Genomic DNA, 26,063 nt, shown 5'->3' with positions numbered 1-26,063 from the left:
GGACATCTTCGCGCCGACGGTCGTGTCGGGGTCGGCGGCGACATGCGCGTACGCTGGGGTGTCGATGCGGGCGGAGACGTCGCCTGCCGCGGCGACCTTCGGGTGGGTCGGGATCTGTACTGCCGCGGCGCGCTCGATCTTGCGGGGAATGCCGGCACCGGCGGAGACCTCGTCGTGCAGGGAACGATCGCGTGCGCCAAGAACCTGCGCGCTGGGTGCGACATTGCCGGGGATGAACACATCCGGGCAGGGCACGGCATCGAAGCGGGAGCCTCCATTCGCTGCGGGCGGCATCTCGAAGCCGGCTGGGGAATCCGCGCGGGCGCGACGATCCTCGCCGATGGCGCGATCCGGGCAGGAGAAAGCATCCTTGCCGGCGGGGAAATCTGCGCAGGCAGCGGCTACGGTATCTTCGCCGGCCTGAGCGTTCCCAGGGATGCCTGGGAAAGCTGCGCGAAGGTGCAGGCGAGCATACCGCCCCAAAGTCTCATGAGCGGCTGGTGGGAGGGGGCCGCTCGAGCGGCCCTCTGATTCCCGTTCCGCAGGCGCGAGCAAATCGGAATCCGCGCTCACTGTCCCGGAAAGCCGGTCACACCCTTCTCGGAATCTGCGGTCACGTTGGGTTGGAATCCGCATTGGGCGGATACAATTCAGACATGCAAGATCTGAATTTGATGGCGATCTACGCACACGTAGTGGCGAGCGGAAGCTTCTCCGCGGCGGCCCTCCGCCTTGGCACGTCACGTTCTGCGGTGAGCAAGGCGGTGGCGAAGCTCGAACATTCGCTCGGCGTGCGGTTGCTCCACCGCAGCACCCGTCATCTGAGCGTCACCGAGGTCGGGGCCGTCTTTGTCGAGCACTGCAACCGCATCGTCGAGGAGATGGTGCAGGCCGAGCAGGTGGCGAGCAGTCTGCACGCGCAGCCGCGCGGCACCCTTCGTGTCGCCGCATCGGTAGCCTTCGGGACGCTGCATGTTGCGCCAGCCCTTGCGGAGTTCCTCGGTCGATATCCTGATCTGGACGTCGACATGACCATATCCGACCGCAGCATCGATCTCGCTGAAGAGGGATATGACGTCATCGTGCGCGTGGCGAGCGAGCTGCCGCTCTCCGTTGTTGCACGTCAGCTCGCCCCGGTGCGGCGCAAGCTCTGTGCAACGCCGGAGTACTTTGCGCGGCACGGCCTGCCACGCATCCCGCAGGATCTTTCCCGCCATAACTGTCTGGACTACACGCACTCCGGTGAGCATGGCCTCTGGCGCTTCACCGGACCGGAGGGCGAGATCGCGGTGCCCGTGGCCGGCCGCTTGCGCATCAATGACGACGAGGCGCTGTCCCAGGCCGTGCTCGGGGGGCTCGGGCTTGCGTTGCTGCCGACCTTCATCATTGGTAGAGACCTGCAGGCCGGCCGCCTGTGCGCCGCGCTGTCCGAGTACATCCCCGTCGAGCGCCATGTCTACGCCCTCTATTTGCCGACCCGGCACCTACCGGCAAAGGTCCGTACATTCATAGACTTCCTGCTTGAGCATATCGGTCCAGAACCCTATTGGGACGCGGAGTGAATCGGCGGATCACCCGAGGCGAGGCAGCCCTGGGCTGCCGTGTTGCGGCAAGTTGTTGGCGCCGACCGAAAACTGATAGACATCCAACCCGTGGGGCGGCTCCAAACTCGTTGCGTAATTTCACCGCGCTCATGCGATAACGCATTGGGTTTAAACGATTCTCATCAAAGTTGCGTTGCAGTTTTCGTTGCATTTTGTACACTGGCCGTATGAAAGTCACGGTCAATGACCTACGCCAAGCCTTGATGAAGCACCCCCGCGCCAGCGGGGCAGAGCTGTGCCGCCTGCTGAAGGGTGTCAATCGCTCCACCGTGATGCGGCTGATGGCACAGATTGAAGGCGAAGTCATCCGCCGGGGCGGGTCACGCCGCACGCGGTACGCCTTGCGTCGGGCGCTGCGTGGGCGCAATGACAGTCTGCCGCTGTATCGCGTTGATGCGACCGGGACTGGGCATGTGGTGGGCGCCCTGGACCTCACGTACCCGGAGGGTAGCGCCCTGATGTTCGGTGAGCCCTTCGCCTGGCCCCTGGACAAGGGGGAGATGAGCGACGGTTGGTTTGACGGATTGCCGTATCCCTTGCTCGATATGCGGCCCCAGGGTTTTTTGGGTCGCAACTTTGCCCATCTGTGCTGGCAGTCCCTGGAGGTTACCGAAAGCCTTAATGACTGGTCGGACGATGACGTGGTCCATGTGCTGGCGACGCGGGGACACGACCAGAGCGGTGACCTGATTCTCGGCGAGCGGGCCTACCAGCGGCATCTGGATGCGCGGCGCGACTGGGAATCCCGCCTGATTGGCGCAGACCAAGTCGCATTGGTGTATCCCGAGCAAGCCGAGCTGGCCCTTGCCCAAGGCGTGGCAGGTTCATCGGCTGCCGGTGAATTCCCCAAATTCACGGCCATGCGGGTGCTGGCGGGCGATCCTGTTTCGGTGATCGTGAAGTTTTCCGGCGCTGATGCGTCCGCCGCGGTTCGCCGCTGGTCGGACCTCCTCGTTTGCGAGCATCTGGCATTGGAGACCCTGTCCGCTGAACTTGGCATCCGTACGGCCCGGAGTGCGATTTACCACCACGCCGGCCGCACCTTCCTGGAAGTGGTGCGCTTTGACCGTCGTGGTGCCCACGGCCGCCTACCGGTGTGTGCGCTGTCGAGCCTGAATGGCGCGTTGTTGGGAAAGGCGGGTGCCTCCTGGCCAGCCATGGCTGGCGCCCTCCACCAAAATGGCTGGCTGCCCGCCGAAACGGTCGGGCAGGTGACCTTGATCTGGTGGTTTGGTCGGCTGATTGCCAACACGGATATGCATGATGGAAACCTGTCATTCCACCCCGGGCTGACACTCGCTCCAGTGTACGACATGCTACCGATGCGTTATGCGCCGCACCGGGGGGGCGAAGTACCTCCGCAAACTTATGAACCAGCGCTGCCGCTCCCGACGGAAGCGCTCGAATGGCGGCGGGCAGCGCAAGCCGCCATCGCCTACTGGGCACGCTGTGCCGCCGACGCCAGAATCAGCGCCGACTTCCAGGCAATCTGCGCCGAAAACGCAATCATCCTGCGCCGGGCTGTCGAGGGCTGATGACGAGTGGGGAAGGTCGAACTGTGTCTTGCGGGGTAGACAGTATGTCGGCCACACCCTTTGCCTGTTGCGACCATCATGAGTTGCCCGCGAGAAACGGATGCCATGAAGTGGAGCAGTTTCGAGACTCTGGCATCAGACACCCAACAGACTTTCAAAAGTCCGCCGGAGTTCCGCGCAGTTGCTGGGTGTGGGGAGACGTTGTTTTGAAAAAAAGTGACGCAAGTATTTGATTTTACGTGTTAGGCCCCAGTCTTGTGGTCCAGTTGTCACCGGTTCGATCCCGGTATGTCGCCCCAAAGAATCAAGCAGTTAGCGAATCGAAGTATTCAAAGTGGTTGTAGAACGATCTACAAAAGCGAGCCCGCCAATGAGCGGGCCCGCTTGTTTTTATTGGGTTCCGCACTGGATTCGTGTATCTGTGTCCTCCCCAAGAGTTCCTGCCGGGCAGCCGAGCACAATATAACGAGTTCGGTGCCGCTTCCGTGTGAGGTTGGGGCTTTTTGCGCTTCAGCGGCATTTGCGGAGATGCGAAGCAGATGGCACCCGTGGCAAGGACGGTTGGGTGTATTTTTTTCAAGGTCACAGTTGCTCTCCTCCTTACATGTTGACGCGCACGTAGTGTTGTATTTGTGGATGAAGCTGGTAATCCGTGCGCTGTTCCGAGTCAGTGGGTAAGTCCTGCACCCGAGAACATTTTTCCAGACGCAACTCAAGCGTCAGGCTGCGATGACGGTGCCGCACGGAGGAAGGCGTCGAGTTCGCCGCAGGCGCGGTCGATCGCGACAATGTTGGGATACGGCGTCAGGTCGACGTTGAAGCGGCGCGCTCTCGACCTGCAGGATCAGGTATCCGAGCGAGTCATTGATGTCCTGCAGGCGGTTCATGCCGAGGAAGAGCAGTGCGACCGGCTCGTTCCGCCCCTGCGTCCTCTTGATTGCGGATTGGAGGTCTTCCCGCAGCGGGCTTCGATTGCCGAGTCCTGTTAGCGCGTCGTAGTAGGCCATGCGCTGGATGGTCGCCTCGGCCTCGCGGTGCTTGAGTTGCGTGCGCAGATTGGCGATGCCATACGCGAGGGCGTCGGCCAATTCGCTCGATAAATGCACCTCCTCCTCGTCGAAGGCATCCGGGTCCGCGGCGCACAGGCCCAAGGTGCCGATCGGGGCGCCGTCGATGAGGAGGGGAAAAGCGATCGCGGACGCGTAGCCCAGTCGCACTGCGTCGAGATGCCATCAGGGTGTGGGTGGGGTGAGCAGATTCTGGCAGACGCCGGGACGCTTCGTACGGAAGGCAATTCCTCCCGGGTTTTGCCCAAGTTCCGTGTCTGCCCAGCTAACGGTGATGCCGTGCGCCCAAGCCGCCGGGTCCGGATCCGTATCGGCTGGCAGCGCATGCGCCTCGAGGGCCAGGGTCTCTTGCGCGTCCTGGCGGGCATTGCGCACGCTCGCGCTGCGATAACCGCCTTCGTCGACGATCACGCGGCACATCGCGTCCAGCAATTCCCGCATTCTGCACGCGCAACAGCGTATGGTTGCCGGCGCTTAACGTCCGCAGCGCCCGGGTTAGGCGCTCCAGCTCACGATCTCCCCCTCCGGCCGATGCAGACGTGGGGTGAACGGTGGGGTGTCGCCCGGAATCGAGGCCACTCATGTCGTCGGCCATCGGAAGATACCGCTGAAGCATCGACTGCACGAACGGTTTGTCGATCGGTCGACGCTTCCGGGCAGAGTTGGGCAACTTCGGTGACTGCGAACCGCGGAGGGGTATTGGAGATGCGGATCCATCGCGGGCTGTAGGAGAAGGCGATAGTGTTCAAACCGCGCTGCCCGGCGCCCCGTCACTGACAAAACTGGGGAACTTTCAAACGGCAACTTTGGGGAGTATTAATCCGACACTGACAGTTGAAGGGCAGGGCGCTGGATTAGACGATTGGAGGGGTATGAATGGGCGGACCGTGGTAATCGGGCCGCATGCGGCACGCGACCAGCCGCTGTATGCCGACGGCTCGGCGGGCCCAGCGTATAGCCGGTCTCCAGTGCGAGCGAGGCTGGATGGCAAGGAGTCTGACGTGTCATGTGGCGACTCCTTCGTACGGAAGGCCGAACCCCGCCGGGCTGTTCGGCGGAGCAATGTTCAGAAGGCATACAGGGCGCGCAGACCCACTGCGGTGATGGGCTTCGTGTAGCGGTCGGCGGCTGCGCGGCGCACGTGCTGCAGGTCCGGCGTGAGTGCGAGCTGCTCGTTCACGCGCCAGCGGTAGTAGAGCTCGGCGACCTGCTCGGCGCCGTCCGCGGCGAAGCCCACGAGGGTCGGATCGGCCGCCGTGTCGCGGCGGAAGCCGCTGCTCGAGCGCAGCCAGCCGTAGGCGAAACCGAGCCCGTCCGCGCCGCGGCCCCAGGCGTTGCCGGTGAACTCCCCGCCCACCGTCACGGCCCGGTCGAAGGCGACGGTGCCGGCGTTGCTCTGGCCGTAGCGTCCGATCAGAGGTCGAGCACGAGTTGCTCCGACTTCGCCCGCGAGACGCAGATCATGATCTTGTCGCCGGCCGTGCGCTCCTTGGCGCTGAGGAACGCGTCGCGATGGTCGGGCGTGCCGGCGATGACGCCGGTCAGGCACGTGCCGCAGACACCCTCGCGGCACGAGGTGGCGACGTCGATGCCGTGGGCGCACAGCGTGTCGACGATGCTGCTGCCAGCGGGGACCGGGATCGTGCGCCCCGAGCGCTGCAGCTTGACTTCGAAGGCCTGGCCCGGCGCCGCCAAGGCGGCCGAGTCGGCGCTGAAGTACTCGACGTGGATAGCCTCGGGCGGCCAGATCCCGGCCGTGAGCTCGCCGATCAGATCCGTGAAGCCGCGCGGGCCGCACATGTAGAGGTGGTGGCCTTGCGGACATTTCCCGAGCAGCGGCCGCAATTGCTCGCGCGACCGGTCGGCGCCGGTATGGTGGAATGTCACTTTGCCGGCGTAAGGCTCGGACGAGAGCAGCTCGCGGAACGCTGTCGCCGCGCTTGATCGCACGAAGTAATGCAGCTCGTACGAGGCGCCGCGAGTCTGCAGCTCCCGTGCCATCGCGAGTAGCGGCGTGATCCCGATGCCGCCGGCGATCAGCAGGTAATGGCGGGCTCCGTCGACGAGCGCGAAGTGGTTGCGCGGACCGCTGATGACCAGCGTATCGCCGACGCTCACGCTCTGGTGCATCGTGCGGGAGCCACCACGCGAGTCGGGCGCGTTCTTGACCGCGATGAGGTACGCGTCGCGCGTGCCGGGCGCGCCGCACAGCGAGTACTGGCGCACGGTCTTGTCGTCGATCCGCACGTCGATGTGCGCGCCTGCGCTCCAGGCAGGCAACGCAGAGCCGTCGGCGCTCACGAGCTCGAAGGACTTGATGTCGGTAGCTTCGTCGACGACGCGCCGCACGCGTACCAGCGCTGGGGCGGGAGCCTGCACCGGGCGGCGGCCGCGCAGCCAGCTGCGGACCGCGGTCCAGGCGAGCACGAGCACCACGAGAATCGCGAGCGTGCCAATGAACTGAAAAAGCAGGGTGGGGGTCATCTTCAATCTCCTCCGCCGAGCGCAGGAAGGCTGCCTCGAGCCGGCCTGTCCAGCAGCTGAACTCGTGTTCGGCTCCGTGCGCCTCGCGCAGGGGCGCCAAGCGCCGCTGCGCGGGACAGAGGACCGAGGATTACTCGGGAAGGTTCGGCAGGACGAACGACAGCGTCGCCAGGTGTTCGTCGCTGTTCGTCTTCGCAGGATTCGCAGGCGGCGTGGGCAAGATTGCAGCGATCACGTTGAGGCCCTGGTTGCGCACCCTGATCGTCGCGGTGCCGTCGGCGCCGGTCTTCAGCGGCGGGGAGTCGGGGTCGGTGACGTAGTCGGTCACCACGCTTGCGCCCGGCACGGGTTTGCCTTCATACAGCACACGGACCGTCAGCGCCTCGCCCATCTTGTCGGGCAATTGCTTCGCGAGCGGCACGATCTGCAGCTTGTGGGCGGGCAGCACGGGCGGCACCACATCGAGCCGGCGCAGATGGACCGTGTACTTGACGGTGTGCTCGCTCTTGATCGCATCGGGTACCTCGTCCTTTCCCTTGTTGTGCCACTTGCCGTCGGGCGTCTTGCTCCACAGGCCGTTGTCCAGGATCGCGGCGACCATGGCCGGCTTGTTGTCGGTGTTTACCACGACCAGCGGTCCGTTGGCCCCGAACTGCGTCGGCACCTCCTTGCCGTCCTGGTCGTAAGCGGCGACGGTCTTCACCTTTTGCAGACGCTTCACCATGTCAGAGTCTTCACCCCCGACTCCGTAGATCAGCGCGAGCTGGCTCGAGCGCTGCGCGAACCAGATGCCATGCGCCTGTGCCAAGGTCGATGCGCCCAAGCCCGCAATTACGCTCGCCGCGAGGGCAAGCTTGCTGAAACTCTTCATTGCTGTCTCCTATCCACTATTGGTTGGTACAAGTGAAACGACTACGGAAGATATTTATTGATTGCGCAAGCTTCAGACTAGAAGCTGTGCTTGATCCCGAGGTCGAACCCGTTGGACGACTTGCCCGGAGCCGTCACGGCGCCGTTCAGGGCCGACGCGGACGGGCCGTCGTTGCTCACGTGAGCGAAGGTCGTATACAGGGCAGTGCGCTTCGACAAGGGATGGACATAACCCACCGCCCACTTCTTGGCCGTCGGGCTGCCTGCCGCATCGCTGTCGTAACGGGAGTAGGCAACGCGGATGCTGCCGACACCGACCGGGACCCGTCCGCCAGCCAGCCAGCCGCGGGCCTTGAGGGGGCCGTTCCGGTCCCATTCGTACATGCCCATGAGCTCGACCACGCCGAGGTTGTAGCTCGCGCCTACGTTGCTCTGGCGGGTGTCGCCCGCGGCGTAGCGGGTCCGGCCGGTTGCGCCCGAGACCGTAAAGTTGCCGGTCGAATAGAGGGCGCGGAGGCCATAGCCGTTGCCATCCTTGGAGGTTGCGCTACCGCTGGGATTCTCGCCGAGGTAGCCCATGGCCTGGAACTGGAAGCCGGAGCCACTGAATCCCCCAGGCCCGTATCCGATTGCGGCGGCATTGAAGCCATGACCGTAAAGGTACGAGATGCTGTTGGAGGCGCGCACCAGGGTGGGGCCGCCGATGGAGGAGTTCAGTACCTGGCTGGTTCCGACACCACTTAGATCCAATGGGTCGTAGTGGGCGATATTCCAGTATTGCGGCACGAAGTCGCGGCCGAGGCGAATCTCACCCCAGTTGCCGCCCAGGCTGAGATGCGAACGGCGGTTGAACGTGAAGCCGCCATTCTTAACAAAGCCGGTGGTCTGGTTGTTGGTGTTGGTGGATTGGCCGGTGCCGGTGTCGGCATTGATGCCCGCCTCCAGCCAGAATCCGGCCTTGAGGCCGTTGCCAAGGTCCTCAGTGCCCTTGAACGCCAGCCTGGAGGCGGCAAGTTGGCCGCTGGTCAGTCCGGTTTGGTTCGAAATGCTCCCCGAACCGCGGGTCACGGCCAGATCCACGACGCCGAAGACGGTCACGTTCGATTGAGCGAAAGCGGTGCCGGCGAGCGAAGCCGCGAGCGCGGCGGGCACGATTGCTTTCATTGCGGTGATCTTTGCTGACATTCGGCCTGTCTCCGAGCGGTCTTTGCTGTTTTCGCGATGTTGCGGAAGTGCTGCACTGTTCCCGTTAAGGATTGCTTTCATTGCGGTTGCCCTTGCTGGCACTCGAGCGGTCTCCGAGCGGTCGTCGGTGCTTTCGCTTTGTTCCGGAAGTGCTGCACGGCGCCCGTCACGGCGAGCCCGGTGAGTGCCAGGGCGAGCAGCGTCCACAGCACCCGCGCCACGAGCGCGCCCGGCAGACCCGCACCGTCCGGCATCACGCCGATGTGCAACGGATAGACGACGTTGAGATAGCGCACGCTCAGGGGCTGCTCGGCGGCGCGTACCACGCGCAAGACTGAGGCGTCGGCGGTACTCACGAACACGTTGTTCAGACCGATGGGATGCCACTCGTCACCCCGCATCCGAACGCGCATCTGGCCGTTACGGGGCGGGTAGAGGCGAATGGGGCGCGCCTCCGGCAACGCTGTCGCAGCGGCGGCGAGGGCCTGGCCGAGGGTCGCCGTCTGGGGCCCGCTGGGGGGCGGCGCAGCATCGGCGGGTTTGGCGGGCGCCGGACTCGACCAAGCCGACAAGGCTGCGCTCGTCCATTCCGGTGAGCGCAGCATGAAGCCGGTGAACAGCATGATCGCCACCGGCAGGATGGCCACCGGTCCGATCAGCCGATGCAGGCGCCGCAATGGCGTGCTCGCCGGCTGGTGATGCAGGCGCAACCACACGCGCAACCCCATGAAAACCAGCACCAATGCGATTACCGCGACAGTGCGCAGCACCCAAATCCCTGCGTCTCCGAGCAGCAAGCGTTCGTGCAGGCCATACAGGACGGTCCTCGCCTGACTGCTGTCCGGCTTCAGTACGCCAGCCGTGCCATCCAGAGGATCGACGTCGACCCAGCCGCTCTCGCTGGATTCCGAGGCAAGCAGGCGCACGCTCACAGGCGCCCCCACCTTACCTGGCAGGTTCACGTACTCGAACTTGGCCGTCGGATACCGCTGCGCCAGTTCCGCCAGGCCCTGGTCGATCGCCTGAGCCCAGGCCTCAATCGGCGCTGGGCTCTCCTGCGGCCCGGGCAGCGGTTGCATCCACAACAGGATTGCGCCGCCCAAGGCCTGAATCGCGAGCAGCGGTGCGAGCATCCAGCCGAGGCGGCGGTGCCATTTGTAGGCGATTTTCATACGGCCTCCCGTTCACGGTTGCGGCCGGCGGCGGTCCGGGTGCGGGGCGGGCGGCTGATGTACTGTTCCGGCGGAAGGCCGCGGGGATTCTTGAGTTGCGTTGTCATTTTCTGTCTCCTCCAATAGGGAGTTGCGTGCGACCCCCTCACAGAAAATGGTAGGCATCGACGGCGGCAGCTTGTATCGAAGGGCCTTGCCGTCGACGCATGGAATCGCGTTGTGATTGGGTCGATCGGCACGATGTATGAAGTCCAGACCCCACCGCGCCCGGCAGCGGCCGGACGAGGGCAGGCGAGCGGGGAAGCGAGGGGGCCCCGGGCGGCTGCGTGCCGCTTCGAGGCCTTACCCCGCTACCCTGGCGGCTGCCGCGTCGGCCCGCCAGGCGAGGTAGGTGTCGGCCGGGAAGGGCTCGCTCACGAAATAGCCTTGGGCGATATCGCAGCCTTCTTCCGCCAGAAGGTCCCAGCGCAAACGGTCCTCGACCCCTTCCGCCACCACTTCCAGGGCGAGGTCGTGCGCCAGGTCGATCGTGGAGCGCACTATCACTGCCGAGTCGGTATCCGCAAGCATGTCGCGCACGAAGCTCTGGTCGATCTTGATGGCGTCCACCGGAAACTTCTGGAGGTACGCGAGGGAGGAGTACCCGGTCCCGAAGTCGTCGATGAAAAGCTTGATGCCGAGATCCTTGAGGCGGCGCATGCTTTCAAGGCAACCCTGTGGATCGTGCATGAGGGCGCTCTCGGTGAGCTCGAACTGCACCGCGTCGGGCTCGCCGCCCCAGGTGGCCATCAGGTTGCTGACCCGCTCGACGAGGCGCGGATCGCGCAGGTCGCGGGCCGACACATTCACCGCCAAGGGGACGCGTACACCCGCGTCGCGCCACATGTAGCCTTGGCGGAAGGCCGCCCGCATGACCCAGTCTGTGAGCGGGCCGATGAGGCCGGTGCGCTCGGCCAGCGCGATGAACTCGCCGGGCTGGATCAGGCCCAGCCGCGGGTGGTCCCAGCGCACGAGCGCCTCGGCGCCGCATGTTTCCCCACCCGCGATGCGCACCTTCGGCTGACAGTAGAGCCGCAGCTCGTTCCGTTCGATGGCCCGATGCAGATCGCCGATCAACGCGAGCCGCCGCGCGCACTCCTGGTCACGTCCGCCGGTGTAGAGCGCCATGCCGTGGCCCTGCTCGCGGGCCTGGTGCATGGCCACGTTGGCCCGCCGGATCAGCACATCCGGCTCCGTGCCGTGGCCGGGAAAGACGGCGATCCCGATGCTGCCGCCGGCATCCAGCAGGACGTCGCCGACCTCCACCGGCTCGAGGAGGGTGGTGAGGATCTGCCGGGCAGTGCGGGAGGCGCTCGCCGCATCGCCGTCCGGCAGCAGGATGGCGAATTCGGCTTCGCCCATGCGGGCGATGTGCTCGCAATCGCCTTCGACACCCGCGAGGCGCGCGGCAATCTCGGACAGGACGCGGTCGCCATGCTCGTAGCCCAGCGTCTCGTTCACCTCCTGAAACTGGTCGATACCCAGCATGAGCAGCGCCAGAGGGCGGTGCGTGCGCTTTGCCGCGGCGATCTCGTCCTCCAGCCGCTTGCGCAGGCGCCAGCGGTTGGGCAGGCCCGTCAGCGCGTCGTGCTCGGCGAGGCGCTTGATCGCGGCCTCGGCTTCCCGGGAGCGCGCGCGGGTGCGCAGGGTCTCGATACCGAAGGCGAGGTCGTCCGCGAGCTCGCTCAGCAACGCCTCCTCGGCCGCGTCGAAGGCGTCCGGATCGGCCGCGTGCAATCCCAGGGTCCCGATGATCGCCCCGTCCACCCGCAGGGGAAAGGCGCTGACGGCGGCGATGCCGCGGCGCAGCGCCTCGTCGCGCCATGGCGCGAGGTCGGGGTCCTCGGCGATGTGGCGGCCGACGCTGGGCTGCCCGCTGCGGATGGCCTTGCCGACCGCTCCGCGGCCCGACGCGCCGGGCCCCCAACTGCATCGCAGGCTTTCGAGGTAGGCACGTTCGACGCCGAACTGCGCCATGACTTCCACGCTCTTGTCCTCGTCATGGCGCAAGTAGGCGACCCAGGCATCCCGATATCCGCCTTCCTCGACGCAGACGCGGCAGAGCTCGTCGAGCAGCGCCTGCTCCGCGCTCGCCCGCACCAGGGTCCGGTTGGCTGCGCTCAGGGTGCGCCGTGCGCGGTCGATCCGGGCGAGCTCCGCCTCGGCCCGGGCGCGCTCGGCTGCGGAGCGCAAGGCTGCGATCCCATATGCGAGAATACGTCCGGCCTCGTGCAGCAGAGCGAGCTCCGCCTCGTCGAGGGCCGAGGTACCGCCCTCCTGGACGAGCAACGCGCCGAGCGGCTTCGAGTCGTTGCGTAGCGGAATGATGGCCAGCGGTCCCCCTCCGGCGCCTGGCAGCCGCGTGCACGCGGGCGACCCGTCGAGGACCGGGAGGTGCACCTTCGTCTTGAGCGCAGCGGCAAGCGAGGGGCCACCAACCGCGACGACATCCAGGCGACCGTCGGCGAGACGGCCCGAGCCCCAGACGGCCACGGCCCGCAGCGCTCCCTGTCCCGGATCGAGGTAGCCTACCCAAGCGCAACGATAGCCGGCGACGTCGACCACCGCCGCGCACACCTTTTGCAGCAGCGAGCGTTCGTCGCTCGCCACGGCGAGCAGTGAGGTTACGCTGCGCAGCACGGCGAGGGCCTTGCCTCGCCTCAGCGGGACCTCGTCGATGGCCACGCGGCGCCCCCGATGTCTTTCGGCCATGCTCGCTTCCCTCGCGGCCTGGTGCAGTGAAGTTCCACTACGTTTACCTTAGACCCTTGATCCCGAAAAGGTTACGCGATCGAAGAGGTATCGCCGAAGACGGGGCAGTTGCCGAGGCTGGTGAGGATCTCGTATCCGATCGTTCCGGCGCGGCCGGCGACGTCGTCCATGGCGAGGTCAGGGCCCGCCGCTACGGAATCGGCTGAGCAGCGCACGCGCCCCCTAAGGCGCTCCAGAAACCGCATTCCGGGCGCCTCCGCACAAAATTCCGTCAGACGGTCGAATTCGCCATTTGCTGCCGTCGACGCGCCGGTCGACGGGGTCACCGTCCCTCCATCCATCCTTAAGCTGTATCCATCCGATTCGTGCCCGCTCCTGCGGCCACGAATGCCGGCTTGCCCAACCCAACTGAGAGGATGTGCGATGACTTCGACCCTGACCCTCACGCCGACGCGTGACGAACTGATCCAATCCCGGAACTTCATCGGCGGACAATGGTGCGAAGGGGCCGACGGCCGGAGCTTCGACGTTGTCGACCCGGCCGACGACAGCCTCATCGTGCAGGTGGTCGACAGCAGCGCGGCCGACGCCAAGGCCGCAGTGGACGCCGCCAGCGCGGCGTTTCCCGCCTGGCGCGACACGCCGGCGCGCCAGCGCGCGCAGCTGCTCAAGCGCTGGCATGCCCTCATCATCGCGAACCAGGAGGATCTGGCGCGGCTCATCTCGCGCGAGCAGGGCAAGCCGCTCGCGGAAGGGCGCGGCGAGGTGCTGTACGCGGCGAGCTACGTCGAATGGTTCGCCGAGGAGGCGGTCCGCGCCTACGGCGATCTCATTCCGGCGCCCGTGGGCGGGCGTCGGATGTCGGTGGTCAAGGAGCCGGTCGGCGTGGTGGCGGCGGTGACGCCGTGGAACTTCCCGGCGGCGATGATCGCCCGCAAGATCGCGCCGGCGCTCGCCGCCGGTTGCACCGTAGTGTGCAAGCCGGCCGAGGACACGCCGCTCACCTCGCTCGCGCTGGTGCGGCTCGCCGAAGAGGCCGGCCTGCCCGCGGGCACGCTCAACATCGTCACCGCATCGCGCGAGAGCACGCCGGCCGTGGTGGGCCAGTGGCTCGAGGATCGGCGCGTGCGCAAGATCACCTTCACCGGTTCGACCCCGGTGGGCAAGCATCTCGCACGCGAGTCGGCCGCCACCCTGAAGAAGCTCTCGCTCGAGCTGGGCGGCAACGCTCCCTTCATCGTGTTCGAGGATGCCGACCTCGATGCCGCCGTGGAGGGGCTCATGGCGGGCAAGTTCCGCAACGGCGGGCAGACCTGCGTGAGCCCGAACCGGGTGTTCGTGCATGACGCCGTCCACGACGCCTTCGTCGCCAGGCTCGCCGAGCGCATGAGCAAGCTCACCGTGGGACCGGCCACCCGTCCCGACGCGCTCATCGGTCCGATGATCAACGCGCGCGCCGTCGAGAAGATCCTGCGCCACATCCAGGACGCCCTCGACAAGGGCGCCCGGCTCGTCCTCGGGAGCACGCGCGGGCTCGCACCGCTCGGCCGCAATTTCGTGTCCCCCGCGCTCATCACCGGGGCGACCACCGACATGGCGCTCGCGCACGAGGAAACCTTCGGCCCCGTGGTCCCGGTGTTCCGCTTCGGCAGCGAAGCGGAAGTCGTCGAGATCGCCAACGCCACGCCCTACGGCCTCGCCGCCTATTTCTACACCCGCGACATCGACCGCGTGGAGCGCGTCGCCGCCGCGCTCGAGTCCGGCATCGTCGCCATCAACGAGGGCGCGTTCGCGTCCGAGGCCGCGCCGTTCGGCGGCATCAAGGATTCCGGCTACGGCCGCGAAGGCTCGCGCTACGGCCTCGACGAGTACATGCATACCAAATATCTGTGCCAGGGCAACCTGAAGCGCTGATCCCGCGCCGCGTCGGACGGGAGGCCGGCGCGGCGTCATATCCACACCACATCCACCGGGTCACCGAGACACTGATGAAGAACGCAAGACACAAGAAGGCCGGTCGGCATGCGCTGTTCGCATGTGCCGTCGCGGTGCCGGCCGTCGGCGCTCACGCGCAAAGCAACGTGCAGATCTACGGGCTGCTCGACCTCGGCATCGTGAAGCGCAGCAACGACACGGCGAAGCTCGACCGCGGAAGCAACAACCGGCTGGGCTTCCGCGGCACCGAAGACCTCGGAAACGGCTTGAGCGCCACCTTCCACCTGCAGACGCGCTTCAACCCGGACACCGGGACGCAAGAGCGCGCCGCCGCGTTCTGGCAGGGCGAGAGCACCGTCGGCCTTGCGAGCAAGACCTGGGGCGGGCTTCGCCTGGGACGCGCGGCGACGCCGATGAATCAAAAGAACTGGAAGTTCGAGCCCTGGGAATCGAGCGGCTTCAACGCGTCGCTCAACGCCTTCCAACTCGGCAATTTCACGTTCAGCGCAGACGGCACCAACGACGCCGCGGTCGGTTCGGCGAATTTCATCCGCATCCCGAACGCCGTGTTCTACAACTCGCCGACCCTGAACGGTATCAGCCTGGCCGTGGCCGGGCAGGTGGAGAAGGAAGCCAATGCGCGCGGCCGAAACCGCGGCTTCTCGCTGAATTACGACAGCGGCCCGATTGCGTTGATGCTCGCCGGCGAGCAGAACACCGACCGCGACCGCATCGGCTTCGTCGCCGCCTCGTACACCATCGGATCAGCGCGGGTGATGGGCTCCTTCACCCGCATCGACCAGAGGGAGATCGATGACGAGTCGAGCTACGTGGTGGGGGCGACCTACGACGTCGGTCCCGGCATGCTACGTGTCGGCTTTGGGCGCGACATCGACCTGGACGTCAGCCGGATCTCAACGGGCTACCTTCATCCCTTGTCCAAGCGCACCAAGCTCTATCTGGACGGCTGGCGCCATCGCACTCCCGTGTCGGCGACCACCTACAACGGCATCGCGCTGGGTGTGAACCACAGCTTCTGAGCACCCGAGCGGCGCGACACGTTTCTTCCTCCTCTTTCGGCCGGGGCTTCTACGGGGATTTCACCGAGGCTCCGGCCGTTTTCTTGGTAGCACTCGCGATCCGAGTTGATGCAGGGGTCTTCGCCGTCCGTCTCGACGCTCATGATCGTCAACCGCAGCGCCAATTCGCACCGGGGCGCGGTGAAGTACGGGTGCACCCGGTAAGCGCTTCGACTGCATTTCCATTCATCGTCGAATTGCCCGATGCCGGTCCGCGTGCAGCATCATGTCGGGCGTCGAGGCAGAAATCCGAATTGAACGCACAGGCCATCAGGCCGCAATGCGTCACCTCATCACTCCCAGCTCGGCTCTCCGGTTATGAGAATGTTCAGCGGATATTCGTGTCGCTCGAGCGGCTGGCGCAAGACGATCCGGCTGGAAAACTTCACAATCCCGATATCGTCTTCCAACAGCCGCTCCATGAGCGCCTGAAAATAGGCAACACCAGGCGCCACGATTTTCAGAAGGTAATCGTAACCGCCACTGACGTTGTAGCATTCGACGATCTCGGGGTACTTGCCGGCCCCGGCTTCGAACTTACGGAAGTCCGGCACGTGATGGCTGCCGAGAGTCACCTCGGAAAACACGATGACGTAGCTGCCCAGCGTCTCCAGCGCGACATGCGCGCCGTAGCCCCGGATAACGCCGATTTCCTGGAGCCGTTTCGTACGCGCGAGGCATGGGCTCTCACTGAGGCCGACGGCCGAGGCCAGTTCGACATTCGTACAGCGTCCCTCGCGCTGAAGATGCACGAGAATCTTGATGTCGAACTGGTCGAGGGATGCCGGAGATCGCATGAATCGATACTAGCAGCAGTGGCGGTCGCGCTTACCTCGGGTTTGCCGATTGCGCCGCGGTGAGCGCTTCGTCGAGCACCTCGATCACCATGCCGGCCTGTTCGGCCGACAGCACCAGAGGCGGTCGAATCTTGAGCACGTTGTGCCCCATCGCGCAGGCGCTGAGCAAGACGCCCTTGTCGCGCATGCGATTGACCACCCGGGTGGTGAGCTCGCGGTCGGGGGCTCGCGATGCGCGGTCCGAGACAAGTTCCACGCCGACGAACATGCCCACACCGCGCACGTCGCCAATGGCCTCGTGCCGGTCGGCAAGTTCGGCGATGCCCTCGCGCAGGATCTTCCCGACCCGGGCCGCATGTTGCACCAGGCCTTCCTTTTCGATCGTATCGAGCACTGCCAGCGCCGCCGCGCACGACACGGTATTGCCAGCGAAGGTGTTGAAGTACCGCGAGTTCTTGCCGAATTCCGCCAGCGCGTTGGCGGTGGCCAGCAGTCCCGCGATCGGTTGCCCATTGCCCATCGGTTTGCCCAGGGTGACGATGTCGGGGATGACGCCGTGACGCTGGAAACCCCACATGCGCTCGCCCGTACGGCCGAAGCCGGGCTGGACCTCATCGGCGATGAACAGGCCGCCGGCCCGTTTGATCGCGTCCACCGCGCCCTTCAGGAAGCCCGCGGGCTCGGGGAGAATGCCGTCGCTGGTGAACAGGGAATCTACGATCAGTGCCGCCGGCTTAATGCCGTGACGCCGCAGATCGGCGATCGCGGCCTCGACATCGTGCGTGAAGCGTTCGGAGAGGTCGGCACCCTCGGCATGATAGAGGCGCGGTGCCGGGACCAGGCGAACGTGCGCGCCGAGATCGACCGTCACACCGAGTGATGGCGAGAATTTCGACACGGCGTCGGTGAAGCCGTGATAGGCCGTTTCGGTCACGATCACGCCCGTGCCGCCGGTGCGGACCTGGGCGATGCGATAGGCGAGGTCGTTCGCCTCGCTGCCCGTGCAGGTCAACATGAGATGAGCGAGTTCGGTCTCGGGCACGGTCGCGAGCAGACGTTCGGCCAGTTCGAGGATCGTGTCGTGCAGATAGCGGGTGTTGGTCGCGAGAATCTTCACCTGCTTGCAGATCGCCTCGGTCACCGCCGGGTGGCAATGCCCGAGGGAGGCGACGTTGTTGTAGATGTCGAGGTAACGGCGGCCTTCCGGATCGATCAGCCACACGCCTTCGCCGCGCACGATGTGCAGCGGATGCTCGTACATCAGCCGGTAGGCCGGGCCGAGCAGGGCGTCGCGCCGCTGGATCATCGCCGCGGTGACGGGACCCACGTCGACGCGCCCGGGGATGTAGGCGTTGACCATGTTGAGGTCGGTTGTGCTGTTCATAGTCTTTTCCTTTTTCCTTATCCGTTTTGCACTTCGCGTACTTCAGCCAGCAGCCGGTCGCGCATCTCGTTGCGGGAAAGATCGGCGAGCTGGGACAGCGCCTCCCAGGCTGCGGGGTTGTGGCGCATGATGTAGGCGCGGTTCTCGGGGTAGCGCTTGGCGCGCCATTCCGAAATCAGTGCGGTGATGAGGTGGCGCGTGGCCATGAGATCGGCGACGATTTCCTGCTCCACGTCGAGAAGCGGCAGAATCCCGTGATAGGCCCCCACGAACTGCGCGGGCCCCTCGAACGGGTCGGCGCAGCCCGTCATGTGAAAGGCCGCCGCGGTACCGACCTCGCCGACCAGCGGCGCATGCAGCATGTCGCCGAAGTCGATGACCCCCGTTATGCGTTCATGATCGTCGGGCGCGACCAGTACGTTGTAGAGGTGGTAGTCGTTGTGGATGACCTGCGCCCTCACCGAAGCCAGACGCGGCAGGACATGGTCGGTGAAGCGCTTCATGAACGACTCGACAAGCGTGCGACGCTGAGCGACGTCGATCGCATCGAACTTTGCGGTAAGCCGGTGCGCTGCGGAGACATTCCAGAGCAGGTCGTGCGTCGCCGCAGGATGGGAGAAATCGCGTAGCGCGAGGTTCAATCTGGCCAGAAATGCCCCCATCGCCCGGCGCTGTCCGGCGGTCCGCGGAGTCTCCCGGATCTGGATGCCCTCGAGATAGGTCAGCATCCGCCCCGTGGTCTGAACCCCGCCGGGCAATGCCACCGTATCGCGCGTCCGACCACCAAGTGTCCGCACGACGCGTGGCACCGGCAGGTCGGGCGATACCCGCGCGATGTGCTCGAGCGCTCCAATCTGGAAGTCGACCACCGAAATCGACTCGGAGGGGTTGCTGATCTTGAACACGTAGCGGCGGCCGTCCGTCGTCTCGATGCAGCAATTCTGGTCGCGCTCGCCCGCCAGTGATTTGACGCTGCCACGGACGCCGTAGAGGCGGCGGACCAATGCCCCCACCTCGTCGGGGGCGAGGCTGGGGGCCGCCGTGCTCAACGCCGCTGCCGCAATCGGACGATCGTCGGCCATCATGCGACTCGTTTCGTCGTGGCGGTCCGGGGCGGATATTCGAGCCCGAGCAGGCCGGGGAGTTGCCGAACATCGGTCAACCGGTTGACGCCGTAGCCTTCGCACGCGGGCTCGTGAGCGCGATCGATGAACGCATTGGCCATGAATCCCAGGTCGTGTGCCGTCATGAGGTCGTAACGGAAGCTCGACGAGACGTGCATCATCTGGTCCGGTCCGCAGCCGAGCTGATCGAACATGTATTCGAACATCTCGGCGCGCGGCTTGTACGCGCGTGCTTCCTCGGCGGTGTACACCGCGTGGAAGGGCGCCTGGAGGTGGGCGACGCTGGCCGGGATCAGATCGACCATCGAGTTCGAAAGGATCACCAGCGGGACATGGGGAGCGATGGCCTCCAGCGTCTCGACGACGTTGGGATGGGGCTGCCAGGTCGGGACGGCGTCGTACAACGCGATCGCATCGGACGGACGATAATCGACGCCGTGGGCCTTGCACGCCCGTTGGATGGAGTTCTCCACGACGTCGAAGAACGGCTTCCACTCGCCCAATACTTCATCGAGGCGATAGAAGCGAAAACTGTCCAGAAAGGCCGGCATCCGATCGGCCGGAACACGATCTTCGAAGAGCTTCTTTGCGGTCGGGCCCATTTCGAAGTTGATGAGCGTTCCGTAGCAATCGAAACTGATGAATTTCGGTTTGAATGGCATTTGCTTGATCTCCTGCAGGTTGACGGCGGGTTGACGCATTCAAGTCTATGGAGATCAGCCCTGCGGAGATGCTTTATTGCCTGGAGGATCGAGCAGTTTCCTTTTCGATTTGGAGCATGGGGGAGATTTTCTGCGGCGTGCCGGCAGGTGGACGCGGCTGCGAGCTCCCGCCGGCTTCGAGCCCTCAGGCCACGGGCATTTCCCTTGGCCGGATGCGCCGCGGGCGCGTCATGTTCTCGGGGGCGAGCTCGGCGCCCGTGAGCAGGCCTTCTTCCAGCACCAGCTCGCCGAGCAGGGGCGCAAAGAAAAAAAGGAGGCTGCCGTCCCACAGGGAATGGCGGCCTCCAGGTGTAAAAAATCCTTGGGGGGTCGAAGGGGGCCGCCCCAAGGAAAAAGGGAGCCGTTTTCTCCCTGGAGACGTCCTTCAGTCCATTGGGTCGCGGCTGAACTGGGGTCGGGTGCGCAGGTGGCGCGAGATGTACTCGCTGGGCGTCATGCCGCAGGTGCGCTTGAAGTGCCGGGCGAGGTGGCTCTGATCGAAAAAGCCGACCTCGCTCGCCACATCGGTCGGGCGGCAGCCTTGGGCCATCATCCGTTGCGCATGGCGCACCCGCACTTCGCAAACGTAGCGGTAGGGCGAGACGCCGACCCGTTGGCGGAAGTGCTTGGCCAGGCTGAAGCGGGTGAGGCCGACGAGGGCGGCGAGCCGGTCGAGGCTGATCGGCTCGCGGAAGTTGTCCTCGATGAACTGCTTGGCCCGCGCAACGGCGCCGGCCGCCGCGCGTTCGTCGCCCAGCGGTGGCCGGCCGCGAGGCGGGTACCGCTGGGAAATGCCATGGGCGATCGGTTGGGTATCCATGACGGCCTCCTCATACGCGGCGTTGCGCCTTACTCACAAGCCTTGTAGATCTCGGCCAGGTCGCTCAGGTCCCAGTTTCCGCCGCTCAATACCGCGCAGACTTTTTCGTCCGGTCTGACCTTCAGGGCGCCGGCCAGCAAGGCGCCAATACCGATCGAGGCGGCGGGCTCGGCGATCAATTTCGCATCCTTGGCCAGCATGCGCATTCCCGCGATGATGTCCTCGTCCTCGACGAGAACGATCTCATCGACGTACTTTTCGATAATGGGATACGGGTTCCGACCCGGAACGCTGAGTCTCAAGCCATCCGCAATGGTGTTCTTCAAGGGAAGCGAGGTACGTTCCCCGTTCTTCCGGCTGTGGAAGTACTTCGGCGTCAATGCCGGCTCAGCGCCAATTACACGCACCGAAGGTTTCGTTTCCTTGATGGCGGTCGCGATGCCTGAAATAAGGCCGCCGCCGCCCATGGGAACGATCACCGTGTCCACGTCTTCCAGATCTTCCAAAATCTCCAGGCCGATCGTTCCCTGACCCGCCATCACCAGAGGGTCCTCGAAAGCGTGAACCGCGGTGTAATTCATTTCTTCGGCAATTTCATACACCCTTTTCCATCTGGCAGCGTTATCGCCATCGAAAAGGATGACTTCCGCCCCGAGGGCTTCGGTATTGGCGATCTTGATCTTCGGCGTGGTGATCGGAAGCACCAATATCGCCTTTACGCCGAGCATCCTGGCGGTGTAAGCGAGCCCCTGGGCATGATTGCCCGAGGACGTGGCAATGATGCCGTTGGCGATCTCTTCCCTTGGAAGCGAAAGGGTCTTGTTCAGTGCGCCACGGATCTTGAAGGCGCCCGTGATCTGCAGGGTTTCGGGCTTGAGCCATACCTGGCAGCCGAGGGCCTTCTCCATCTTTTCTCCGCGCAATAGCGGCGTGTGCTTGATGTGGGGCCTCAGCCGTTCCTGGGCTTCGCGAATGTCCTGAATGGTCGGGTAGTTGCGCATCGTGGCTATTTCCGGGGAGGGCTTCGATCGAAATTACGCAATGAATTCAAAGAAGGTTCCAACGTTGCCTTCTATTGCGTTCTGATAGATCTTGTACGAGGTGGTGTTGTCCTGTATGGCCATTCCGGTCGAGTCGAAGATCGTGATCTCTTCATCATTTTCTCTTCCGGGTTTTCTGCCCAGCAGGATCTCGCCGATTTCTCCGTGGATATCTTCCTTGGCAATGATTCCTCGATTTAACGGATGCCAGGTTTCGCCTTTATCGGTGCACTGCTCGATCGAGTCATTCACGATCTTGGCGTTCCTGAAGATCTCGGGATCGAATTCCTGCTTGCCTTTCATATCCGTGCCGATCGCAACGATGTGCGTGCCGGGCTTTACCCAGTCCGCTTCCACCAGCGAGCCTTTTCCGCGGGTCGTGGTAATCAGGATGTCGGCCTGCTGGACGGCTTCCTTCGCGGAGCCTGCAATGATCACGGGAATGCCGAATTCGCTTTCGATGTCCGCTTTGTATTTGGAAAGCGACTCCTGGGTGTGGTCCCAGGCATGGATCTTCTCGATCTTCATGACCTCCGTAATTGCCCGGATCTGCATCCTGGCTTGATTCCCGGTGCCGATCGACGTGATCTTCCTGGAATTCTTGCGCGCCAGCGCCTTTACCGAAACGGCGGCGCATGCCCCGGTCCGGAGGCCGGTGAGCAGGCTTCCGTCCATTACGCAGATCAATGCGCAGGTCCTGGCATCGAACAGCAGAATGGTCCCCATGCCGCTGGGCACGCCGTAGACCGTCGGGTTGTCGGGGAAGCCTCCGGAAGACGCCTTCATGGAGATCACTTCATTGCGCTTGTAGTATCCGAGCTTGAAGTCGATTTCGCCCCCGGAAGGGAGATGAATCCCGATATACGGGGGCTGATCCACCTGGCCACCGCTGAAGGCCTTGTAGGCTTCTTCGACCGCGCCGATGACGTCCTTCATGGATATCAATCGGCTGACTTCCTCTTTCTTGAGCAGCAGGGTTTTCATCTCTGTCACCTGTGTAATTGGCAATAACCGCTGTCGGTTCATTCGGCGCTGAGTCTGGCGATTTCCCGCATCAGCAATGGCGGGCTTGCCAATACCGGGCATTTCAGTTCCGCGGCGAGCGTGTCGCGCAAATGCGCCAGCGATGCCTGAGCAAGCACCAGCACATCCACCTCGCTGGAAAGCTCGGCGGCCGCTTCATAAAGAATTGCGTCATGCCGCGCACGATCGCCTGCGATCAGCGCCTGGTAGGCCTCGGGGCGCAACACCGTCTTGATCGTGATTTCGCGCCCTTGCTCTGCGGCATGCGCGTGCAGTAGTGCGCTGCTCGGTTCCACCGTGCTGGTTGCCGTGCACAGCAGACCAATGCGCGGACCGCTGCGCGCCGCTTTCGACGCCATCGGGTCGTCGATCTTCAGGATCGGCTGCTGCACGATGCGCCGCGCGATATCGACGGCCGGAGACGTCGATGAACAGGTGACGACGATCAGGTCGGGCTGCGCTTGCGCCGCCAGCACGATTTGATCGACCACGCGCCGGTAAACCAGCGGCTGCGGCGCTCCGCGCAACAGATCTTGCAACAGGCTTTCGTTGAGGATATGGAAGCAGTCGGCGGCGGGAACATCGGCGCGCATGCGCGCCCGGAAATCCTCGACCAGGAAACCGACGGTATGGACAAAGGCGATGCGCTTGGTCATTCAAAATTCTCCTGCAAACTGGATTGAGCGCAGAGCCGGCCATCCGCCGTCAGGCGTCAAGTCAGACATAGGCACCTGCTGACATCATCCAGAGGTTGGCGGCGAACTCCGGCATGGTGTTTCCTAGATGTCGAGCTCAAAGACCGCCTTGAGTTCTTCGACCTGCTCCGTGTTCAATGGGCTGGTCGGTGTATTGCGCAGCAGCAGGAACAGCTTGGCCGTCTCTTCCAATTCCTCCGTTGCGTAGACGGCGGCTTCGAGCGAAGCGCCGGAAACAACCGGCCCGTGGTTGGCAAGCAGCACGGTGCAATGCTTGCGCGCAAGGCCGCGGATGGCATCGCCGAGCGCGGGGTCGCCGGGGCGGTGATAGGGAACCAGCGGCAGGCGGCCGACTTTCATCACGAAGTAAGCCGTCAAGGGCGGAATGCAGTCGTCGGGGTTTAGGCCGCACATGCAGGAGACGGCGGCGGAATGCGTAGAATGCAGGTGCACGATGGCGCCCGCGCCCGCACGCTCCTCGTACATCGCGCGATGCAGGAAGGCTTCTTTGGAAGGCGCATCTCCGCTGACGTGGCGGCCGTTCCAGTCGAGCTTGGCCAGCCGTGCCGGATCGAGGCGGCCGAGGCAGGCATTGGTCGGCGTCAGCAACCAGCCGTCGTCCAGCCGCACGCTGATGTTGCCGCTGCTGCCGGCGGTCAAGCCGCGGTCGAACAGCGAGCGGCCGAATCCGACGATCTCTTCGCGCATTGCGGCTTCGTCACGGCCGGTGGAAATCATCGTGCTCATCGCAGCTTGTCCCAGGCCTTGAGGAAGAAATCCTCGCTGCCGAAATTGCCGGACTTGAGCGCGAGCGCCAGCGGCTGCGTGCCGTCGTCGTGCAGGGTGCGGGTCCACGGCACGCCAGGATCGATTTCGGGTCCGATGCGCAATCCCTTCACGCCGAGCGCTTTGACGACCGCCCCTGAAGTCTCGCCGCCGGCCACGATCATCTGGCCCACGCCAGCCGGTATCAGGCCGCGCGCAATCGATGCCAGCGCATTCTCCACGAGATTGCCGGCTTGCTCGACGCCGAGTTCGGCCTGCACCCGCCTGACTGCCTCGGGCGTTGCCGTGGCATAGATCAAGACCGGTTGCTGCGCGATGTGACCACCTGCCCAGTCGAGCGCAGCCGAAACCACATCCTCGCCGCGCGCCAGCCGTATTGGATCGACGTTGAAGGAGGGAAAGGACGCGCGCGCCACTTCCACTTGCCTTTGCGTGGCCATGGAACAGCTGCCTGAAATCACCGCGCGCAGGCCGGCGGTCTTCGGTAGTGCCTCTGCCATGGCATTCGACGCCAGCAGGCCGCGGCGCCGGAAGTTTTGCGGCAGGCCGAGCGCGATGCCGGAGCCGCCGGTAACCAGCGGCATATCGGCACAGGCCGCACCGATCACGTCGAGGTCCGCATTGAACAGCGCATCGACGATGGCAAAACCGTGGCCCTGCTGGCGCAGCGCGGTGAAGCGTTCGCGGATCGCCGCATCGCCCCTGCTGACCGTCGCGTAATCGACGAGGCCGACCTTGCGCTGCGCCTGCTGCTGCAGCACGCGTACCAGGTTCGCATCGGTCATCGGCGTCAGCGGATGGTTGCGCATCCCGGACTCGGAGAGCGGCACATCGCCGACGAAAAGATTGCCCTTGTAGAGGGTGCGTCCATTGCCGGGCAAGGCCGGACAGGCGATGGTGAAATCGGTGTCCAGCGCCTGCATCAAGGCTTCGGCGACAGGGCCGATGTTGCCGCGCGACGTCGAGTCGAAGGTCGAGCAATACTTGAAATAGAACTGCCGGCAGCCCGCCTCCCGCAACCACCGCAACGCGGAAAGCGACTCCGCCACCGCTTCCCCGACCGGATTGGTACGCGATTTCAACGCGATCACCACCGCGTCGACATCATCGGGCAGCGGCTCGGTCGGCACGCCAATCAATTGCACGGTGCGCATGCCGGCCTTCACCAGCATGCCGGCGAGGTCGGTGCCGCCGGTGAAATCGTCCGCAATACAACCCAGCAGTGCTGTCATGGCCTTCGCCTTCTTACGCCGGGCGGTAGATCACGTACACCTTCGCCACTTGCTTGCGGCTCTCCCAGCTGCAAGAGGCCCCCTGCTCGATGAGGAAGATGTCGCCCTTCGAGAACGTGCCGCTGCGACCCGCTTCATCGACGAAGGTCACGCTCCCTTCCAGCAGGTGCATCAGTTCCATGTGGCGGAAGAACATCGCGCGGCGGGTATAGGGCGTCGAGTCCCAGGTACCGCAGGTGAATTCGCCGTCGGCCGAGCGGTAGTCGGTGTAATTGCGGCAAACCGGCGCCGGCGTGAGCAGCAGTTCGGCCAGCGGCCCGCCCGCCGACGGTCCCATCTCCGGGTTTTCCTGGATCGGCACGATGGCACCGTCGCCCGCTTGGCTCCTGTTGTAACGGGTGAAGATCAGCGACACCGGGCCTTGTGCGGACCAGGTGAATGCGGCGCCGTGCTTGAGCACCGCGCTCTGGTTCGGCCCCAGCGTCAGGGTGGAGCCCTGCTGCGTCAGGGTTAGGCTGCCTTCGTTGACGATGATGAATTCATCCGCCGGCAGGGACTGCACGGAGCCGCTGCCGGCTTCGAGGGTAATGACGCCCGCCGTCACCGGTCCCGGTGCCCAGTCCAGGATGCGGCGGCTGGAAAGGAAGCGGTCCTCTCCGGCCGAAGTTGTCACGACGATGCCGAGGCTCTTGTCTCGCGCAAATTGGCGCAGATCGACGAAGGATGGCGGGTTGGCCAGCACGGCCGCTGCTTGCTGCAAATTCGACATGGTTTGTTCT

Annotated in this window: 24 protein-coding genes and 1 pseudogene; 5 read left to right on the top strand and 20 right to left on the bottom strand. The window is 64.6% G+C overall.

Going from position 1 to position 26,063, the window contains the following annotated elements; translation table 11 throughout:
- The 3 genes and pseudogenes from GPA27_RS06390 to yjjJ all read left to right on the top strand — a co-directional run.
- Positions 1 to 531, top strand: a pseudogene (locus tag GPA27_RS06390) (hypothetical protein); the annotation flags it as partial.
- A gap of 125 nt (positions 532 to 656) precedes the next feature.
- On the top strand, positions 657 to 1,562 hold the full coding sequence (locus GPA27_RS06385; RefSeq protein WP_169138675.1) for a LysR family transcriptional regulator: 906 nt from the start codon (positions 657 to 659) through the stop codon (positions 1,560 to 1,562).
- Positions 1,563 to 1,771: 209 nt separating this feature from the next.
- Entirely contained in the window at positions 1,772 to 3,139 is a 1,368-nt protein-coding gene (gene yjjJ, locus GPA27_RS06380; RefSeq protein ID WP_169138673.1) for a type II toxin-antitoxin system HipA family toxin YjjJ, read from the top strand.
- Between the two features lie 719 nt (positions 3,140 to 3,858).
- Here the strand turns inward: yjjJ and GPA27_RS06375 are convergent.
- The 9 genes from GPA27_RS06375 to GPA27_RS06335 form a co-directional block, all read right to left on the bottom strand.
- Entirely contained in the window at positions 3,859 to 4,356 is a 498-nt protein-coding gene (locus GPA27_RS06375) for a GGDEF domain-containing protein (RefSeq protein WP_211164862.1), read from the bottom strand.
- 15 nt (positions 4,357 to 4,371) lie between these two features.
- Positions 4,372 to 4,647: a hypothetical protein gene (locus GPA27_RS06370; protein WP_169138671.1), complete on the bottom strand. Its 276-nt coding sequence runs from the start codon at positions 4,645 to 4,647 to the stop codon at positions 4,372 to 4,374.
- A gap of 625 nt (positions 4,648 to 5,272) precedes the next feature.
- Positions 5,273 to 5,620 carry a carbohydrate porin gene (locus GPA27_RS06365; protein WP_373322730.1) on the bottom strand — a complete coding sequence of 116 codons (348 nt, stop codon included), beginning with the start codon at positions 5,618 to 5,620 and terminating at the stop codon, positions 5,273 to 5,275.
- Positions 5,620 to 6,690, bottom strand: a complete 1,071-nt coding sequence (locus GPA27_RS06360) for a PDR/VanB family oxidoreductase (protein WP_169138669.1) — start codon at positions 6,688 to 6,690, stop codon at positions 5,620 to 5,622. Before GPA27_RS06360 ends, GPA27_RS06365 begins: the two co-directional genes overlap by 1 nt.
- A 130-nt stretch (positions 6,691 to 6,820) precedes the next feature.
- The gene (locus GPA27_RS06355; protein WP_169138667.1) at positions 6,821 to 7,561 is read right to left on the bottom strand and encodes a DUF4198 domain-containing protein; all 741 of its coding nucleotides are present in this window, start codon (positions 7,559 to 7,561) and stop codon (positions 6,821 to 6,823) included.
- 77 nt (positions 7,562 to 7,638) lie between these two features.
- Positions 7,639 to 8,745 (bottom strand): porin, encoded by a 1,107-nt coding sequence (locus GPA27_RS06350; protein WP_211164861.1) that lies wholly within the window; start codon positions 8,743 to 8,745, stop codon positions 7,639 to 7,641.
- A 77-nt stretch (positions 8,746 to 8,822) separates the two neighbouring features.
- Positions 8,823 to 9,917 carry a PepSY-associated TM helix domain-containing protein gene (locus GPA27_RS06345; protein WP_169138665.1) on the bottom strand — a complete coding sequence of 365 codons (1,095 nt, stop codon included), beginning with the start codon at positions 9,915 to 9,917 and terminating at the stop codon, positions 8,823 to 8,825.
- A gap of 342 nt (positions 9,918 to 10,259) precedes the next feature.
- Positions 10,260 to 12,641, bottom strand: coding sequence for an EAL domain-containing protein (locus GPA27_RS06340; RefSeq protein ID WP_256222811.1), 2,382 nt, complete (start codon positions 12,639 to 12,641; stop codon positions 10,260 to 10,262).
- A gap of 98 nt (positions 12,642 to 12,739) precedes the next feature.
- On the bottom strand, positions 12,740 to 12,994 hold the full coding sequence (locus GPA27_RS06335; protein WP_169138663.1) for a hypothetical protein: 255 nt from the start codon (positions 12,992 to 12,994) through the stop codon (positions 12,740 to 12,742).
- A gap of 97 nt (positions 12,995 to 13,091) precedes the next feature.
- Here GPA27_RS06335 and GPA27_RS06330 point away from each other — a divergent pair, with 97 nt between their 5' ends.
- Complete coding sequence (locus tag GPA27_RS06330; RefSeq protein WP_211164859.1) at positions 13,092 to 14,582, top strand: NAD-dependent succinate-semialdehyde dehydrogenase; 1,491 nt, start codon at positions 13,092 to 13,094, stop codon at positions 14,580 to 14,582.
- A 74-nt stretch (positions 14,583 to 14,656) separates the two neighbouring features.
- Positions 14,657 to 15,643: a porin gene (locus GPA27_RS06325; RefSeq protein ID WP_169138661.1), complete on the top strand. Its 987-nt coding sequence runs from the start codon at positions 14,657 to 14,659 to the stop codon at positions 15,641 to 15,643.
- A 332-nt stretch (positions 15,644 to 15,975) separates the two neighbouring features.
- On the opposite strand, the gene GPA27_RS06320 is transcribed toward GPA27_RS06325, so the two are convergent.
- The 11 genes from GPA27_RS06320 to GPA27_RS06270 form a co-directional block, all read right to left on the bottom strand.
- The gene (locus GPA27_RS06320) at positions 15,976 to 16,479 is read right to left on the bottom strand and encodes an Lrp/AsnC family transcriptional regulator (RefSeq protein WP_169138659.1); all 504 of its coding nucleotides are present in this window, start codon (positions 16,477 to 16,479) and stop codon (positions 15,976 to 15,978) included.
- A 31-nt stretch (positions 16,480 to 16,510) separates the two neighbouring features.
- Positions 16,511 to 17,863, bottom strand: coding sequence for an aspartate aminotransferase family protein (locus tag GPA27_RS06315; RefSeq protein ID WP_169138657.1), 1,353 nt, complete (start codon positions 17,861 to 17,863; stop codon positions 16,511 to 16,513).
- Positions 17,864 to 17,880: 17 nt separating this feature from the next.
- Positions 17,881 to 18,948 carry a phosphotransferase gene (locus GPA27_RS06310; protein WP_211164858.1) on the bottom strand — a complete coding sequence of 356 codons (1,068 nt, stop codon included), beginning with the start codon at positions 18,946 to 18,948 and terminating at the stop codon, positions 17,881 to 17,883.
- Positions 18,945 to 19,649: a haloacid dehalogenase type II gene (locus GPA27_RS06305; RefSeq protein WP_169138655.1), complete on the bottom strand. Its 705-nt coding sequence runs from the start codon at positions 19,647 to 19,649 to the stop codon at positions 18,945 to 18,947. The genes GPA27_RS06310 and GPA27_RS06305 overlap by 4 nt, the downstream gene beginning before the upstream one ends.
- Positions 19,650 to 20,073: 424 nt before the next feature.
- Entirely contained in the window at positions 20,074 to 20,508 is a 435-nt protein-coding gene (locus GPA27_RS06300; RefSeq protein WP_169138653.1) for a helix-turn-helix domain-containing protein, read from the bottom strand.
- A gap of 29 nt (positions 20,509 to 20,537) precedes the next feature.
- The gene (locus GPA27_RS06295; RefSeq protein WP_169138651.1) at positions 20,538 to 21,509 is read right to left on the bottom strand and encodes a threonine/serine dehydratase family protein; all 972 of its coding nucleotides are present in this window, start codon (positions 21,507 to 21,509) and stop codon (positions 20,538 to 20,540) included.
- Positions 21,510 to 21,542: 33 nt separating this feature from the next.
- The gene (locus tag GPA27_RS06290; protein WP_169138649.1) at positions 21,543 to 22,532 is read right to left on the bottom strand and encodes an ornithine cyclodeaminase family protein; all 990 of its coding nucleotides are present in this window, start codon (positions 22,530 to 22,532) and stop codon (positions 21,543 to 21,545) included.
- A 38-nt stretch (positions 22,533 to 22,570) separates the two neighbouring features.
- A complete protein-coding gene (locus tag GPA27_RS06285; protein ID WP_169138647.1) occupies positions 22,571 to 23,227 on the bottom strand; it encodes an aspartate/glutamate racemase family protein in 657 nt (218 codons plus the stop codon).
- A gap of 123 nt (positions 23,228 to 23,350) precedes the next feature.
- Positions 23,351 to 24,013 carry a 3-oxo-tetronate 4-phosphate decarboxylase gene (gene otnC, locus GPA27_RS06280; protein WP_169138645.1) on the bottom strand — a complete coding sequence of 221 codons (663 nt, stop codon included), beginning with the start codon at positions 24,011 to 24,013 and terminating at the stop codon, positions 23,351 to 23,353.
- Complete coding sequence (otnK, locus tag GPA27_RS06275) at positions 24,010 to 25,284, bottom strand: 3-oxo-tetronate kinase (protein WP_169138643.1); 1,275 nt, start codon at positions 25,282 to 25,284, stop codon at positions 24,010 to 24,012. The genes otnC and otnK overlap by 4 nt, the downstream gene beginning before the upstream one ends.
- 13 nt (positions 25,285 to 25,297) lie before the next feature.
- Positions 25,298 to 26,053 (bottom strand): cupin domain-containing protein, encoded by a 756-nt coding sequence (locus GPA27_RS06270; protein ID WP_169138641.1) that lies wholly within the window; start codon positions 26,051 to 26,053, stop codon positions 25,298 to 25,300.
- Positions 26,054 to 26,063 lie beyond the last annotated feature (10 nt).

It is taken from the genome of Aromatoleum toluolicum, from assembly GCF_012911005.2.
GTDB classification, from domain to species: Bacteria; Pseudomonadota; Gammaproteobacteria; order Burkholderiales; family Rhodocyclaceae; genus Aromatoleum; species Aromatoleum toluolicum.
This window is presented reverse-complemented; position numbering and strand designations above follow the sequence as displayed.

What these genes read in the sequence shown, in the direction of transcription:
- GPA27_RS06350 (WP_211164861.1), bottom strand. Translation starts at nt 8,745, where the DNA reads ATGTCAGCAAAGATCACCGCAATGAAAGCAATCGTGCCCGCCGCGCTC.
- GPA27_RS06355 (WP_169138667.1), bottom strand. Translation starts at nt 7,561, where the DNA reads ATGAAGAGTTTCAGCAAGCTTGCCCTCGCGGCGAGCGTAATTGCGGGC.
- GPA27_RS06360 (WP_169138669.1), bottom strand. Translation starts at nt 6,690, where the DNA reads ATGACCCCCACCCTGCTTTTTCAGTTCATTGGCACGCTCGCGATTCTC.
- GPA27_RS06325 (WP_169138661.1), top strand. Translation starts at nt 14,657, where the DNA reads ATGAAGAACGCAAGACACAAGAAGGCCGGTCGGCATGCGCTGTTCGCA.
- otnC (WP_169138645.1), bottom strand. Translation starts at nt 24,013, where the DNA reads ATGAGCACGATGATTTCCACCGGCCGTGACGAAGCCGCAATGCGCGAA.
- GPA27_RS06270 (WP_169138641.1), bottom strand. Translation starts at nt 26,053, where the DNA reads ATGTCGAATTTGCAGCAAGCAGCGGCCGTGCTGGCCAACCCGCCATCC.
- GPA27_RS06330 (WP_211164859.1), top strand. Translation starts at nt 13,092, where the DNA reads ATGACTTCGACCCTGACCCTCACGCCGACGCGTGACGAACTGATCCAA.
- GPA27_RS06370 (WP_169138671.1), bottom strand. Translation starts at nt 4,647, where the DNA reads ATGCGGGAATTGCTGGACGCGATGTGCCGCGTGATCGTCGACGAAGGC.
- GPA27_RS06300 (WP_169138653.1), bottom strand. Translation starts at nt 20,508, where the DNA reads ATGGATACCCAACCGATCGCCCATGGCATTTCCCAGCGGTACCCGCCT.
- GPA27_RS06285 (WP_169138647.1), bottom strand. Translation starts at nt 23,227, where the DNA reads ATGACCAAGCGCATCGCCTTTGTCCATACCGTCGGTTTCCTGGTCGAG.
- GPA27_RS06290 (WP_169138649.1), bottom strand. Translation starts at nt 22,532, where the DNA reads ATGAAAACCCTGCTGCTCAAGAAAGAGGAAGTCAGCCGATTGATATCC.
- GPA27_RS06385 (WP_169138675.1), top strand. Translation starts at nt 657, where the DNA reads ATGCAAGATCTGAATTTGATGGCGATCTACGCACACGTAGTGGCGAGC.
- GPA27_RS06315 (WP_169138657.1), bottom strand. Translation starts at nt 17,863, where the DNA reads ATGAACAGCACAACCGACCTCAACATGGTCAACGCCTACATCCCCGGG.
- yjjJ (WP_169138673.1), top strand. Translation starts at nt 1,772, where the DNA reads ATGAAAGTCACGGTCAATGACCTACGCCAAGCCTTGATGAAGCACCCC.
- GPA27_RS06320 (WP_169138659.1), bottom strand. Translation starts at nt 16,479, where the DNA reads ATGCGATCTCCGGCATCCCTCGACCAGTTCGACATCAAGATTCTCGTG.
- GPA27_RS06295 (WP_169138651.1), bottom strand. Translation starts at nt 21,509, where the DNA reads ATGCGCAACTACCCGACCATTCAGGACATTCGCGAAGCCCAGGAACGG.
- GPA27_RS06310 (WP_211164858.1), bottom strand. Translation starts at nt 18,948, where the DNA reads ATGATGGCCGACGATCGTCCGATTGCGGCAGCGGCGTTGAGCACGGCG.
- GPA27_RS06345 (WP_169138665.1), bottom strand. Translation starts at nt 9,917, where the DNA reads ATGAAAATCGCCTACAAATGGCACCGCCGCCTCGGCTGGATGCTCGCA.
- otnK (WP_169138643.1), bottom strand. Translation starts at nt 25,284, where the DNA reads ATGACAGCACTGCTGGGTTGTATTGCGGACGATTTCACCGGCGGCACC.
- GPA27_RS06305 (WP_169138655.1), bottom strand. Translation starts at nt 19,649, where the DNA reads ATGCCATTCAAACCGAAATTCATCAGTTTCGATTGCTACGGAACGCTC.